This window comes from Streptomyces sp. iso_384, from assembly GCF_056172905.1.
The window spans coordinates 2924471-2938130 of the sequence record NZ_JBWBTT010000001.1 but is presented as its reverse complement, the minus strand read 5'-3'; the positions used below and the strand labels follow the sequence as shown (position 1 = coordinate 2938130).

General features: G+C 71.8%; 11 protein-coding genes and 1 tRNA gene. 4 read left to right on the top strand and 8 right to left on the bottom strand.

Annotated elements, in window-relative coordinates:
- Window positions 1–15: 15 nt before the first annotated feature.
- Genes AC0VY3_RS13055 through pgsA form a run of 3 tightly spaced genes read right to left on the bottom strand, consistent with a single transcriptional unit; the run spans window position 16 to window position 2788 of the window.
- Entirely contained in the window at window positions 16–1176 is a 1161-nt protein-coding gene (locus tag AC0VY3_RS13055; RefSeq protein ID WP_103509833.1) for a glycosyltransferase family 4 protein, read from the bottom strand.
- The gene (locus tag AC0VY3_RS13050; RefSeq protein WP_103509832.1) at window positions 1173–2096 is read right to left on the bottom strand and encodes a phosphatidylinositol mannoside acyltransferase; all 924 of its coding nucleotides are present in this window, start codon (window positions 2094–2096) and stop codon (window positions 1173–1175) included. The genes AC0VY3_RS13055 and AC0VY3_RS13050 overlap by 4 nt, the downstream gene beginning before the upstream one ends.
- Window positions 2093–2788, bottom strand: a complete 696-nt coding sequence (gene pgsA / locus AC0VY3_RS13045) for a phosphatidylinositol phosphate synthase (protein ID WP_098027267.1) — start codon at window positions 2786–2788, stop codon at window positions 2093–2095. The genes AC0VY3_RS13050 and pgsA overlap by 4 nt, the downstream gene beginning before the upstream one ends.
- A 297-nt stretch (window positions 2789–3085) precedes the next feature.
- On the opposite strand from pgsA, the gene AC0VY3_RS13040 reads away from it, so the two are divergent.
- A complete protein-coding gene (locus AC0VY3_RS13040; protein WP_475549645.1) occupies window positions 3086–5311 on the top strand; it encodes an elongation factor G-like protein EF-G2 in 2226 nt (741 codons plus the stop codon).
- Window positions 5312–5464: 153 nt separating this feature from the next.
- Complete coding sequence (locus AC0VY3_RS13035) at window positions 5465–7135, top strand: hypothetical protein (RefSeq protein WP_103509830.1); 1671 nt, start codon at window positions 5465–5467, stop codon at window positions 7133–7135.
- Between the two features lie 56 nt (window positions 7136–7191).
- Here AC0VY3_RS13035 and AC0VY3_RS13030 read toward each other — a convergent pair whose 3' ends face one another.
- Complete coding sequence (locus AC0VY3_RS13030) at window positions 7192–7755, bottom strand: HIT family protein (protein ID WP_103509829.1); 564 nt, start codon at window positions 7753–7755, stop codon at window positions 7192–7194.
- Window positions 7756–7821: 66 nt separating this feature from the next.
- Between AC0VY3_RS13030 and AC0VY3_RS13025 the strand changes: the two genes are divergently transcribed.
- Window positions 7822–8499 carry a potassium channel family protein gene (locus tag AC0VY3_RS13025; protein WP_103509828.1) on the top strand — a complete coding sequence of 226 codons (678 nt, stop codon included), beginning with the start codon at window positions 7822–7824 and terminating at the stop codon, window positions 8497–8499.
- 29 nt (window positions 8500–8528) lie between these two features.
- Here AC0VY3_RS13025 and thrS read toward each other — a convergent pair whose 3' ends face one another.
- From thrS to AC0VY3_RS13010, 3 genes are all read right to left on the bottom strand, one after another.
- Window positions 8529–10505 (bottom strand): threonine--tRNA ligase, encoded by a 1977-nt coding sequence (gene thrS / locus AC0VY3_RS13020; protein WP_103509827.1) that lies wholly within the window; start codon window positions 10503–10505, stop codon window positions 8529–8531.
- Between the two features lie 99 nt (window positions 10506–10604).
- Window positions 10605–11852, bottom strand: coding sequence for a hypothetical protein (locus AC0VY3_RS13015; protein WP_475549644.1), 1248 nt, complete (start codon window positions 11850–11852; stop codon window positions 10605–10607).
- Window positions 11852–12448 carry a DUF4365 domain-containing protein gene (locus tag AC0VY3_RS13010; RefSeq protein ID WP_181010963.1) on the bottom strand — a complete coding sequence of 199 codons (597 nt, stop codon included), beginning with the start codon at window positions 12446–12448 and terminating at the stop codon, window positions 11852–11854. The genes AC0VY3_RS13015 and AC0VY3_RS13010 overlap by 1 nt, the downstream gene beginning before the upstream one ends.
- 226 nt (window positions 12449–12674) lie before the next feature.
- On the opposite strand from AC0VY3_RS13010, the gene AC0VY3_RS13005 reads away from it, so the two are divergent.
- The gene (locus AC0VY3_RS13005; protein ID WP_242737060.1) at window positions 12675–13400 is read left to right on the top strand and encodes a 3'-5' exonuclease; all 726 of its coding nucleotides are present in this window, start codon (window positions 12675–12677) and stop codon (window positions 13398–13400) included.
- A gap of 64 nt (window positions 13401–13464) precedes the next feature.
- Here AC0VY3_RS13005 and AC0VY3_RS13000 read toward each other — a convergent pair.
- Window positions 13465–13536 (bottom strand) — tRNA-Val (locus AC0VY3_RS13000).
- Between the last annotated feature and the right edge of the window lie 124 nt (window positions 13537–13660).

Here is a 13660-nt window from a genome sequence, read left to right as displayed (position 1 = left end):
CGAGAGTCCGCGCGGTCAGTCCCGGGCGAGCCCGAACCGGGCCCGCAGCCCGGAGCGTTCGTCCGCGGCGACCGAGGCGGCCCCGTCGGTCACCGTCTCGTACACCGCGAGGATGTCGGCCCCCACCGTCGCCCAGTCGAAGCGCCGTACGTGGGCCTCGCCGCGCTCGCGCAGCCCCTTCCGGCGCTCCGGGTCGCCCAGCAGCCGGATCGCGGCGGAGGCCAGCGCGTCGGCGTCCTCGTTGGCGAACAGGTCGCCGGCCGCGCCCTGGTCCAGGACCTGCGCGAAGGCGTCCAGGTCGCTCGCCAGCACCGGCGCTCCGGCCGACAGCGCCTCGACCAGGATGATGCCGAAGCTCTCGCCACCGGTGTTCGGGGCCACGTACACATCGACGCTGCGCAGCAGCCGGGCCTTGTCCTCGTCGCTGACCATGCCGAGGAACTCGACGCGCTCGCGCAGTTCCTTCGGCAGCGAGGCCACCGCCTCCTCCTCGTCGCCGCGCCCGGCGACCAGCAGCCGGGCCTCGGGGCGGGCGGCGAGGATCGCGGGCAGCGCCTTCATCAGGACGGGCAGGCCCTTGCGGGGTTCGTCGATGCGACCGATGAAGCCGAGGGTCTGGCCCTGCCATTCGGCCTTCGGCTCGGCCTTGGCGAAAAAGCCGACGTCGACGCCGTTCGGGATGACGACGGCGTCCCCGCCGAGGTGTTCGACCAGCGTGCGCCGGGCGTACTCGCTGACCGCGATCCGCGCGCTGATCTTCTCCAGCGCGGGCTGGAGGATCGGATACGCGGCGATCATCGCCCGGGAGCGCGGGTTGGAGGTGTGGAAGGTGGCCACGATCGGCCCCTGCGCCGCCCAGCAGGCCAGCAGCCCGAGCGACGGGGAGGTCGGCTCATGGATGTGGATCACGTCGAACGTGCCGTCGTGCAGCCAGCGCCGCACCCGGGCCGCCGACAGGAAGCCGAAGTTCAGCCGGGCGACGGAGCCGTTGTACGGGACCGGGACGGCCCGGCCCGCCGAGACCACGTACGGCGGCAGCGGTGTCTCGTCGTCGGCGGGGGCCAGCACGGAGACCTCGTGGCCGAGCCGGATCAGATGTTCGGCGAGGTCCCGGATGTGGAACTGCACGCCGCCCGGTACGTCCCAGGAGTACGGGCAGACGATGCCGATCTTCACGTGGGTTCCCCCCGGGGGTCCAGGTCGTCCAGCCAGAGCCGCTGGAGCATGTGCCAGTCCTCCGGGTGCTCGGCGATGCCGCCGGCGAAGGCGTCGGCCAGGGCCTGGGTCATGGCGGAGGTCTTCTCGGCGCGGGTGCCCTCCTCCGGCACCTCGACCGGCGGGTGGACGCGTGCGCCCATCACCGGCGTGCCGTCGTACCAGAGGGTCACCGGCAGCAGCAGCGCGCCCGTCTGCTGGGCGAGCAGCGCCGGGCCCGCGGGCATCCGTGCGGTGGCGCCGAAGAACGACACCTCGACGCCGGACGCGGACAGGTCCCGGTCGGCCACCAGGCAGATCAGGCCGCCCGCGCGCAGCCGCCGGGCCAGGGTGCCGAAGGCGGTGCCGCCGCTGTGCGGCAGGACCTCCATGCCCAGGCCCTCGCGGTAGGCGACGAACCGGTCGTAGAGCGTGGCGGGCTCCAGCCGTTCGGCGACGGTGGTGAAGGGGACCTTGAGGTCGGTGGTGACCCAGGCGCCCGCGAGGTCCCAGTTGCCCAGGTGCGGCAGGGCGACGATCACGCCGTTCCCGGCGTCCAGGCCCTCGGTCACATGGTGGGCGTCCTTGACGTCGATGCTCGCCTTGATGCGCTCCGGCGTCCAGGTCGGCAGCCGGAAGGACTCCATCCAGTAGCGCATGTAGGAGCGCATCCCGGCCCGGGACAGCTCGGCCAGCCGCTCCGGGCCCGCGTCGGGGACGACCCGGGCGAGGTTCGACTCCAGGCGCAGCACGCTCTTGCCGCGCCGCTTCCACGTCTGGTCCGCGATGGTGCGGAAGAGGCGGGCGGCGGCCGGTTCGGGGAGCTTCTTGACGGCGCTCCAGCCCAGTCCGTACAGCCCGTCGGTGATCCGGCCCTTCAGGCCGGACGCCCCGGCGCTCACCGGTCGGCCTCGCTCCCCCGGCCGGCGGCGTCCGCTCCCGCCGGACCGGCGGCGGCCTCAGCGGCGTCCGCCTCGGCGGATTCGCGGCGTACGGTCACCACGCGCTGGATCAGCGTCACGAGGCTGCCCGCGGCGACGATCCACAGCGCGATCGGCAGCAGGACGTCGATACCGGGGACGCCGAACTTGTGCAGTCCGGCGAGACCGGCGGCGACCAGCGAGATGACCAGGCGCTCGGCGCGCTCCACGAGGCCGTTGACCGCGACCGGCAGGCCGATCGACTCGCCGCGCGCCTTGGTGTACGAGACCACCTGGCCGCTGGCCAGGCAGAAGATCGCGACGGCGCACAGGATGTTGTCGTCACCGCTGCCCGCGTACCAGAGGGCGAAGCCCGCGAAGATCGCCCCGTCGGCGACCCGGTCCAGCGTCGAGTCGAGGAACGCGCCCCACCGGCTGGAGATCCCGGCCTGCCGCGCCATGTTGCCGTCGACGAGGTCGGAGAAGACGAAGATCGTGATGACGATCGTGCCCCAGAAGAACTCCCCCATCGGGAAAAAGACCAGCGCACCTGCCATCACTCCGGCCGTGCCGATGAGAGTGACCGCGTCGGGGCTGACCCCGAGGCGGAGCAGCAGAGCGGCGAACGGTGTGAGGACACGCGTGAAGAATGCACGCGCGTACTTGTTCAGCATGGCCTTCCCGAGGGTTCGGTTCGCCGGAGGACCCCTACGGCCACCGGCTGGCCCATCGTAGTCACCACCGGTGCCCCGCACCGGACGGGCACCCGCCGCCGGGTGTCACACCGGCCCCCGCCCGTCCCCGCGGCGCCGGTGCGCGACGTATGGACGGGGCCCCGCTCCGGTGCCAAGCTCGAAGGACCGCGGGCGTCGCCGAAGCCGCCGCGGCGGCCTCCCCGTGCCCGTGACCACCGCTGCTCCGCGCGCGGTCGCCCTCCCCCGCACCGCGCCATCGACCGGGAGGCACGCACCATGGGCGACAAGGCACACGCACATTCCGGAGCCGCCGGAGGAGTACCGACGGCCGACCACCCCGCCGCCGTACGGAACGTGGTGCTGGTCGGCCCCAGCGGTTCGGGCAAGACCACGCTGGTCGAGGCGCTGGCCCTGACGGCGGGGGCCGTGAACCGGGCCGGGCAGGTCGAGGACGGGGCGACCGTCTCCGACTACGACGAGATCGAGCAGCGCCGACGGCGTTCCGTACAGCTCTCACTGGTTCCGGTGGCCTGGGACGGCTGCAAGATCAACCTGCTGGACACCCCCGGTTACGCGGACTTCGTCGGCGAGCTGCGGGCCGGTCTGCGCGCGGCGGACGCGGCCCTCTTCGTCGTCTCGGCGGCCCAGGACGCCTCGTCCGTGGCCGCGACCACCCGGGCCGCGTGGGAGGAGTGCGCGCTCGTCGGCATGCCGCGGGCGATCGTCGTGACGCATCTGGACACCGCCCGCACCTCCTACCGGGAGATGAACCGGATCTGCGCCGAGGCCTTCGGGGGCGACGACCCCGACGCCGTACTGCCGCTGTACCTGCCGGTGCTCGGCCCCGAGGGCGCCGACGGGCACGCCCCGCTCACCGGGCTCACCGGGCTGCTGAGCCGGCGGATCCTCGACTACTCCTCGGGCGAGCGCGCCGAGCTGCCGCCCGAGCCCGGCCAGGAGGAGCCGCTGCGGGAGGCCCGGGAGCGGCTGATCGAGGGGATCATCGCCGAGAGCGAGGACGAGTCCCTGATGGACCGCTATCTCGACGGCGAGGACATCGACGTCGCGACGCTGATCGGCGATCTGGAACGAGCCGTGGCCCGGGGCTCCTTCCACCCCGTCCTCACCGCGGCTCCGGCGGCCGAGGGCGCCCGCCAGGGCATCGGCACCGTGGAGCTGCTGGAGCTGATCACCCGCGGCTTCCCGACCCCGCTGGAGCGCACCCCGCCCGCCGTCACCACCCCCTCGGGCACACCGCGGCCCGCGCCGGTCTGCGATCCCGGGGGCCCGCTGGTCGCCGAGGTCGTCAAGACGGCCTCCGACCCGTACGTGGGCCGGGTCTCGCTGGTCCGCGTCTTCTCCGGCACCCTGCGCCCCGACGACGCCGTGCATCTGTGCGGCCACGGTCTGCCCGCGACGGGCCACGCGGCGCGCCCCTGCCACGAGGCGGAGATCCGGGTCGGGGCGCTCACCACGCCGTTCGGCCGCCGCCAGCACGCCCTGGACCGGTGCGTCGCGGGCGATCTGGCGTGTGTGGCCCGGCTCGGCGAGGCGGAGACCGGCGACACGCTCTCCCCGGCCGACGACCCGGTCCTGATCGAGCCCTGGACGACGCCCGACCCGCTGCTCCCGCTGGCCGTACGGGCGCACGGCAAGGCGGACGAGGACAAGCTGTCGCAGGGCCTGGCCCGGCTGGTCGCCGAGGACCCCACGCTGCGCCTGGAACAGAACCCGGACACCGGCCAGGTCGTCCTGTGGTGCCTGGGCGAGGCCCATCAGGAGGTCGCGCTGGAGCGGCTGCGCAGCCGGTACGGCGTCCAGGTCGACGCCGAGCCGCACCGGGTGCCGCTGCGCGAGACGTTCGCGGGCCGGGCGGGCGGGCGCGGGCGGCACGTCAAACAGTCGGGCGGGCACGGGCAGTTCGCGATCTGCGAGATCGAGGTGGAGCCGCTGCCGCCGGGCTCCGGCATCGAGTTCGTCGACAAGGTGGTCGGCGGTTCGGTGCCGCGTCAGTTCATTCCCTCGGTGGAGAAGGGCGTCCGGGCCCAGGCCGCCCGTGGGCTGGCCGCCGGACATCCGCTGGTCGACGTACGGGTCACGCTGCTGGACGGCAAGGCGCACTCGGTGGACTCCTCGGACGCCGCCTTCCAGACCGCCGGGGCGCTCGCGCTGCGGGAGGCCGCCTCCGACACCCGCATCCAGCTCCTGGAGCCCGTCTGCGAGGTGAGCGTCCTGGTTCCGGACGACTATGTGGGCCCGGTGATGAGCGATCTGTCGGGGCGGCGGGGCCGGGTCGTAGGCACCGAACAGAGTCCCGGCGGGCGCACCCTCGTACGGGCCGAGGTGCCGGAGATCGAGGTCGGCCGGTACGCGGTGGACCTGCGCTCCCTGTCGCACGGCACCGGCCGCTTCGACCGTACCTACGCCAGGCACGAGGCGATGCCGCCGCAGCTCGCCGACCGGGTCCGCGCGGAGCGGGCGGGCGGGTCACCCGGCGCGTGACCGGCGCACTGTCGCACACACCGTCCGCGTCCACGCCGGTGACCAGTGGTGGTGTGATCCGGACGATACGCTGTGGTCGCAGCTCAGAAGGTATGCCGCGTACGGTAGTTGGGCACACCGCAGGAGCAGACGTGCGGCGAGTGGGGGCGACAGGTGGCCAACGACGGATTCGACTTCTCACCCGGGGCCCAGATCCCGATCCAGGGCTCGGGCGGCCAGACCGTGGCGACCAACGCCCTGGCCTCGGCGGCGTATCGGGACAGTCCGGTGGAGACGATCCTCGACGCCAACAGCGAGTGGCACAAATCGGAAGTGAAGCCGGGCTCCTCCAAGCTCTTCAAGTCCGACTACTTCAAACCGAATCTCGGTGAGGCGTTCGCCCGTGCCGTCCAGGAACGCATGCTCGGCGGCGCCCGCAAGGCGCTGATCCAGTCCTTCGGCACGGACCCGCAGACCGTGGTGGAGCACTGTCTGTCGGCGAACAACCTGCGTAAGGCCCGGGACACCCGGCTCACCCTGGTGACCGCGGTGTTCGGCATCCTGTTCCTGCCCGGCATGCTGGCCTGGGTGATCGCCTTCCGGATCCGGGACGCGCTCAACAAGTCCAAGGACACGGCGTTCCGCGCGGTCGGCACGGTGCTGCTGGCCGCCTTCGGGATCGGCGCGCTGGTCCTGATGGTCAGCCTCCCGCTGGACGGGCTGCTCGCGCTCTACGTCCGGGGCGCGCTCGTCGCCCCGGTGATCGGCTGGCTGCTCGCCAAGCGGATCGCGGAGACCTCGGCCAAGGACATGCGGGCCCGCTGGGAAGGCCTTCTCTCCGGCACCGGCGTGATCGCGAAGATCCCCGAGGCGGTGCCGAAGAACCCCAACGAGACCGCGCGCGAGGCCCTGCGCCAGGGCCTGGAGAAGCTGTCGGCCGAGCAGCAGTCGAACTCCGTGTTCTACGCCGGCCCCAAGGGCGTCCTCGGCATGGGGACCCGCTGGGGCAGCTGGCAGCTGGCGGAGGAGCTGATCTCCAAGGACCCGACGAAGGAGATCCACCAGTTCCGCAGCTGGGACCTGATCCGGATCATCCACGACCAGCTGAAGATGCTGGAGCGCGGGCCGCTGAACACCGGCGGCTTCCCGAAGCCGTCCGTGAAGCACTGGATCGTCTCGCCCATCGGGGAGAACGCCGACTCGGTCACGCGCCCCGAGGGGGAGGACGTCGCCACCTTCCAGGTGAAGCCGCACGAGATACAGCGGATCTGCAACCACCAGCAGTTCGGCAGCGGTGACCGGCACTATCTGGGCGTCCAGTTCACCCTGTGGGACGGCCAGCTGGTGATCACCATGATGATCACGGTCACCGTGCTCCACGAGACCCTGCGCATCGAGGTCACCGGCCATGCGCTCGGGCCCGTGCACGGTCTGTTCCTCACCAAGCCGGCCGCGAAGACGAAGACGGTCAACAAGACGGTCCGTTTCTGGGAGACCCGGGACATCCAGCTGGCCCTGGTGGACGCCAAGGAGGTCGTCCGGCTCGCCCTGCGGGCCCCGCTCACCTGGTATCCGCCGCTGCTGGACTACCTGGGCGGGAAGATAGTGCTGCCCGAGCCGTTCGGGCTGCGGCACGCGTGGGCGGCCAAGCCGTGGAACCACCGCTTCATGGCGGACGACGCGATGCGGGCAGCCACCCCGGTGCTGCGGGCCGTCCATACGGCGGCGATGCGCGTCCTCGCGGAGAACGGCGTCGACACGGAGCGCTTCGACAGCCGCTCGATGATACTGAGCGGCCTCGTCCAGGATCCGGCCCCGCGCAAGGCCGACGTCTACGACGCGTAGGTACGACGTCGTACGGAGAGGGCCCCCACCGAGGTGGGGCCCCTCGTCTCGACGTACTAGACGGCGGCGGGCCAGGCCTCGGCCAGCATCGCCCGGGTGTCGCCCAGCAGCTGGGGCAGCACCTTGGTGTGTCCGATGACCGGCATGAAGTTGGTGTCGCCGCCCCAGCGCGGCACCAGGTGCTGGTGCAGATGCGCGGCGATCCCGGCGCCGGCCACCGAGCCCTGGTTCATGCCGATGTTGAAGCCGTGCGCCCCGGAGGCCGCCCGCAGCGCGACCATCGCCCGCTTGGTGAAGTCCGCCAGCTCCGTGGTCTCCGGCCCGTCCAGCTCGGTGTAGTCGGCCACATGACGGTAGGGGACGACCATGAGGTGGCCGCCGTTGTACGGGTAGAGGTTCAGCACCGCGTAGACGTGCTCACCGCGGGCCACGACGAGCCCGTCCTCGTCGGATTTCGCGGGAATCGAACAGAACGGACAGCCGTCCTCGGCACCCGGGCCGGTCGGCTTGTCCTGACCCTGGATGTACGCCATCCGATGAGGCGTCCACAGACGCTGAAACGCGTCGGGCGTCCCCACGCCGATCTGCTGCTCCGGCTCACTCGTCATGCCGATCAGCATATTGCGTCACCCCGGCGGAGCGTGTCGCCGGGGCTGCACCGCTCGGCCGCCCGCGATGCTGAGGCGATGAGCGAGCGACCCTCCCCCCAGGCGCCCACCCCACTGACCCGCTGGGAGCAGCGCACGGAGGTTCCGCTCTTCGCCGCGGGACTGCTCTTCCTGACGGGGTACGCGGTCCGGGTGCTGGCCCCGCACGATGCCGAGCCCTGGAACGACATCGCCCTGATCCTCGTCTGGTCGACCTGGCTGCTGTTCCTCGCGGATTACGTGACACGTCTGCGGCTCAGCGGCCTGGGCGCGCGCTTCGTCCGCGCGCACTGGCTGGACACCCTGGTCCTGCTGCTGCCGCTGCTGCGTCCGCTGCGGATGGTGCAGGTGTACCTGGCGGTGCAGCGCCGACGTGACCGGCCGCGGCTCGACCTGTACGCCCGCGTCATGGCGTACGCGGGCCTGACTGCCGTCCTGCTCGGTTTCGCCGCCTCGCTCGCGGTCTACCACCTGGAGCGCACGGCCCCCGACGCCTCCATCCGGACGTTCGGCGACGCGGTGTGGTGGGCGTGCGCGACGCTCACGACGGTCGGTTACGGGGACGCCGCCCCGGTCACGTTCTGGGGGCGCGTAGTAGCGGCGGGGCTGATGGCCGGCGGTCTGGCGCTGCTCGGCGCGGTGACCGGGTCGTTCTCGTCGTGGCTGATCCAGGTGTTCGCCCGGGAGGACGAGAAACGGCCCCCGGAGCGGGGTTAGCGCTCCGGGGGCCGTTCCTGTCGTACGGATCAGACCTGTACGCGGTCCTCGACGGCCTTCGCGATCTTGGCGATGGCCTCGTCGACCGGGATGCCGTTCTCCTGCGAACCGTCGCGGTAGCGGAAGGAGACGGCGCCGTTGGCCATGTCCTCGTCACCAGCGATGATCATGAAGGGCACCTTGGCCTTCTGCTGGTTACGGATCTTCTTCTGCATCCGGTCCGAGGACGCGTCCACGTCCACCCGCAGCCCCTGCTTGCGCGCCTTGGCGGCGAACTCCTGGAGGTACGGGATGTGGGCGTCACCGATCGGGATGCCGACGGCCTGGACCGGGGCGAGCCAGACCGGGAACGCGCCCGCGTAGTGCTCCAGGAGCACGGCGAAGAAGCGCTCGATGGAGCCGAACAGGGCACGGTGGATCATGACCGGGCGCTGCTTGGAGCCGTCCGGGCCGGTGTACTCCAGGTCGAAGCGCTCCGGCAGGTTGAAGTCGAGCTGCACGGTCGACATCTGCCAGGTGCGGCCGATGGCGTCCTTGCACTGCACGGAGATCTTCGGGCCGTAGAACGCGGCGCCGCCCGGGTCCGGGACCAGGGGCAGCCCCTGCTTCTCGGCGACCTGACGGAGCGTCTCGGTCGCCTCTTCCCAGGTCTCGTCGGAGCCGACGTACTTCTCCGGGTCCTTGGTGGAGAGCTCCAGGTAGAAGTCGGTGAGCCCGTAGTCGCGGAGCAGGTTCAGCACGAAGGTGAGCGTGCGGTCGAGCTCCTCCGCCATCTGCTCCTTGGTGCAGTAGATGTGCGCGTCGTCCTGCGTGAAGCCGCGCGAGCGGGTCAGGCCGTGCACGACGCCCGACTTCTCGTAGCGATACACCGTGCCGAACTCGAAGAGGCGCAGAGGCAGTTCGCGGTAGGAGCGGCCGCGCGCGTCGAAGATCAGGTTGTGCATCGGGCAGTTCATCGGCTTGAGGTAGTAGTCCACCCCGTCGTCGATCTGCATGGGCGGGTACATGCCGTCGGCGTACCAGTCCAGGTGGCCGGACTTCTCGAAGAGCTTGCCCTTGGTGGCGTGCGGCGAGTAGACGAACTCGTAGCCCTCCTCCTCGTGACGGCGGCGCGAGTAGTCCTCCATGGCCCGGCGGATGACGCCGCCCTTGGGGTGGAAGACCGCGAGGCCGGGGCCGATCTCGTCGGGGAAGGAGAAGAGGTCCAGCTCGTTGCCGAGCTTGCGGTGGTCGCGCTTGGCGGCCTCCTCCAGGAACTCCAGGTGCGCCTTCAGCTCGTCCTTGGTGGGCCAGGCGGTGCCGTAGATGCGCTGGAGCATCGGGTTCTTCTCGCTGCCGCGCCAGTACGCGGCGGCGTTGCGCATCAGCTTGAACGCCGGGATGAACCGGGTGGTGGGCAGGTGCGGACCGCGGCAGAGGTCCTTCCAGCACAGGTCACCGGTCTTGGGGTCGAGGTTGTCGTAGATGGTCAGCTCGCCGCCGCCCACCTCGACGTCCGCGCCGTCGTCCGAGGAGGCGGAGCCCTTGATGCCGATGAGCTCCAGCTTGTAGGGCTCGTTCGCGAGCTCCTCGCGGGCGTCCTCGTCGGAGACCACGCGGCGGGAGAACTTCTGGCCCCGCTTCTGGATCTCCTGCATCTTCTTCTCGATGGCCTTGAGGTCCTCGGGCGTGAACGGCTTCTCGACGTCGAAGTCGTAGTAGAAGCCGTCCTTGACCGGCGGGCCGATGCCGAGCTTGGCCTCGGGGAAGAGCTCCTGCACGGCCTGGGCCATGACATGCGCGGTGGAGTGGCGCAGGATGTTGAGGCCGTCCTCGGAGGAGATCTCCACCGGCTCGACGCTCTCGCCGTCCTGGAGGACGTAGGACAGGTCCTTCAGCTCGCCGCCGATGCGCGCGGCGACGACGGTGCGCTGACCGGGGAAGAGCTCGCCGGCCGTCGTGCCCGTCGTCACCACGTGCTCTTCCCGCTCGGAATCGCGTTGGATGATCACACGGACGTCTGACACCGGTCTCTCCTGTCTGAGGGGGCGCCTGCCTTCACATGGCTAAGCAATGCGAATCGTACCGAGCCGTACGCCCCCGACGCGAACGCCTTCCGAGACGGTCTACGGCTCCTCCCCCGCGCACGCCTCCTCGAAGAAGTCCACGTTCTCCTGGAGCGCCTTCATCAGCCGGTCCCGCTCCGCCTCGTCGACCTGGACGGGCGCGACCTGCGAGGCCCCGGTGAGCCGCCGGAAGCCGCCCCGGTTCTCCAGCCGCCCCTCCACCCGCAGCGGCAGCCCCACGAGGTGGGCGTGGCCCGCGATGCGGTACGCCTCCTCGTCCAGCTCCACGCGGACGTGCGCGACCTCGGCCCCGGCCAGCACCCGCAGCCGTACGACCCCGGCGCCGCGCGGCCCGGAGCGGCGCAGCCGGACCACCGCGCCGGTCAGCCGCACCTGTACGGCGGGCTCGTCGCGGAGGTAGCGGGCTCCGGCGGCGCGCAGGGCGGGCAGGTCGCCCGGGGAGAACTCGACGGGCGCGGGGCGGGCCGGGCAGCCGTCCGGGGTGCCCGCGGCGGGTGCCCACCGCAGGTCGATCCCGGCCCCCTCGGTGCCGCGCACCAGGGCGATCAGCGCCTCGGTCAGCTCCCGGCCGACGCCCGCCTCGACCGCGCTGTCGAAGGCCTCCATGCCGCCGGTGGCCCGCTGGTAGTCCACCGCCTCCCGGGTGGCGTGCAGGGCGTGGCAGAGCCGGACGGCGACGGCGCGGCCGGAGGCGACGGGGACGTACGCGGTGAGGGTCCGGCCGTCGGCTCCGGGCCCGATCAGGGCGTCGTCCAGGGCGGCCCGCGCCTTCCTGCGGTGCCGGGCCCCGTGGTACCCGGCCCGGCCGCGGGCCGCCAGCGCACCGGCCATGAGGACCTGCCGGGCGGCCGAGCGCAGCTCCTCCGCCTCGGTCCAGCCCGAGGCGCCCGCGGCCGCCGCCACCGACTCGGGGACCTCGCGCCACCAGCGGATCTCGTCGCTGGGCACGGTGAGGGAGACCAGGACGTCGCGGGCGGAGGGGTCGGCGCTGCGGCCGAGGGCGAGCAGGGCCTCCTCGATCAGCTCCCCGCTGTCGGGGAAGGCCGCGCTCTCGGGCACCAGCAGGCTCGTCGCCCCGGCGGCGGACCCGGGCGGGGTCCACCGGCCGTAGCGGCCCGGCGCTCCCCCGCGCCGCTGCCAGCCGTGCCGGCGCAGGAGCGCCCCGAGGACGGCGGGATCGGGCAGCTCCGCCCCGGAGACCGGCGGCGGGCCGGTGCGGGCGGTGGGGTGCGAGCGGGCGGCGGGCAGTCCCGCCCCGCCCGTGGACTCGTCCATCGACCGGTGCATCAGGGTCTCCCTCCGGCCCCGACCCGGGCCATGATGTCGCAGAGTGCGCGGTCGTCGAAGATCCGCGAGGTCGGGATGCGCACAGTGGTCCGGTACCGGCCCGTCACCGCGTGGCCGGCCAGGTTGGTCCAGTAGCAGCAGTGGCGCAGGTCGAGGCCGCCGGGCCCGGCGCGCAGCCAGTCGTCCTGGCTGCGCGGCACGATCATCACGACCAGGATCTTGTGCACCGACACGGGGCTGCGGGCGAGCTTCACGAGGTGGGCGTTGTCGAGCGTGAAGGAGAACGCCCCGCCCGCCGGGTGCGGTGGTATCTGGTAGGTGCACTTGAGCTGCACCTTGATGGTCACTTCGTCGTCGACGGTGTGGGCCGGGGCGCCGTGGCTGACGTGCCAGTCGATGCCGTTGTCGGGGAAGGGCTGGGACAGCGAACATCCGGCCGCCGCCGCGACGGCGTGCAGATAGCCCACCTGAAGGGTCTCCATGCAGGCGGTGGTGGCGAGGGAGCCGCGCAGCGGCGCGTCGGGCTGCTGCGGCAGCCGGGGCCCGAAGGCCTCGGCGCGGGCGGTTCCTCCGGGGTCGGGCTGCGCGAGCGCCATGGCTCCGTGTGCCTTCCGGGCGTGCCGATCGATGGCAGGTGGCCTGCCGGCGGGTGTCGTGGGCTGGGCGGATCGACGGACGCCGGAGATAACTTCCGTACGTCTCAACTGTGTTGTCACCGCATCGGACCGCCCGCAAACGGCGTATCAGGCAAACAGCCCGGGTATCACCGATATCGGGCAGGGGAATCACTCCATCTGCCGCGCAGGTGCGAGGAGTTCGGGGATGATGCACTGGTTCGAGGGGCCACTGGCCGCTTTTGACACGGAGACGACAGGCGTGGACGTCGAGCAGGACCGGATCGTTTCGGCCGCTCTCGTCGCGCAGGACACCGCGGGCGGTCGCGTCCGCGTCACCCGCTGGCTGGTCAATCCGGGGATTCCGGTCCCGCCCGGGGCGACCGAGATCCACGGGCTGACGGACGATCACCTTCAGCGCAACGGGCGTTGGCCCGCGCCGGTGATGGACGAGATAGCCCGTTCGCTGGCGGAGAGCTGTGCGACGGGCCGGCCGCTGGTCGTGATGAACGCTCCCTTCGATCTGACGCTGCTGGACCGGGAGCTGAGGCGGCACCGGGCGTCGTCGCTGGCCGGGTATCTCGACGGCGTGCCGATGCGGGTGGTGGACCCGAGGGTGCTGGACAAACACCTGGACCGCTACCGCAAGGGCCGCCGTACGCTCACGGATCTGTGCGCACGGTACGAGGTGGTGCTCGACGGGGCCCATGACGCGGCGGCCGACGCGACCGCGTCGCTGGAGCTGGTGCGGGCGGTGTGCCGGCGTTTCTCGGCCCGGATGGAGCGGCTGTCGCCGTCCGAGCTGCACACCCTCCAGGCGACCTGGCACGCGGCCCAGGCGCGTGGCCTGGAGGCGTGGTTCGCCAAGAGCGGGACACCGGAGGCGGTGGACCCGTCCTGGCCGCTGCGCCCGGAACTGCCCGCGGCGGCGTGAGGGGTTCGAGGCCCGGACATGCGAAAGCCGGTCCGCGTGATGCGTGCGGACCGGCTTTCCCCGGTGGGCGATACTGGGTTCGAACCAGTGACCTCTTCGGTGTGAACGAAGCGCTCTCCCACTGAGCTAATCGCCCGGGAACGGGTTGAACCATACAGGGCTCCGCGGGCTTCGTTCAAACCGCTTCCGGCGGGGCTCTGCTCAGAGCGTCCCGGCCGGGAAGTGAGTATCCGAGCGCATGTACGGGCCGGGCGGCCGGG

What these genes read in the sequence shown, in the direction of transcription:
- pgsA (WP_098027267.1), bottom strand. Translation starts at nt 2,788, where the DNA reads ATGCTGAACAAGTACGCGCGTGCATTCTTCACGCGTGTCCTCACACCG.
- AC0VY3_RS13040 (WP_475549645.1), top strand. Translation starts at nt 3,086, where the DNA reads ATGGGCGACAAGGCACACGCACATTCCGGAGCCGCCGGAGGAGTACCG.
- AC0VY3_RS13030 (WP_103509829.1), bottom strand. Translation starts at nt 7,755, where the DNA reads ATGCTGATCGGCATGACGAGTGAGCCGGAGCAGCAGATCGGCGTGGGG.
- AC0VY3_RS13025 (WP_103509828.1), top strand. Translation starts at nt 7,822, where the DNA reads ATGAGCGAGCGACCCTCCCCCCAGGCGCCCACCCCACTGACCCGCTGG.
- AC0VY3_RS13015 (WP_475549644.1), bottom strand. Translation starts at nt 11,852, where the DNA reads ATGCACCGGTCGATGGACGAGTCCACGGGCGGGGCGGGACTGCCCGCC.
- AC0VY3_RS13010 (WP_181010963.1), bottom strand. Translation starts at nt 12,448, where the DNA reads ATGGCGCTCGCGCAGCCCGACCCCGGAGGAACCGCCCGCGCCGAGGCC.
- AC0VY3_RS13005 (WP_242737060.1), top strand. Translation starts at nt 12,675, where the DNA reads ATGATGCACTGGTTCGAGGGGCCACTGGCCGCTTTTGACACGGAGACG.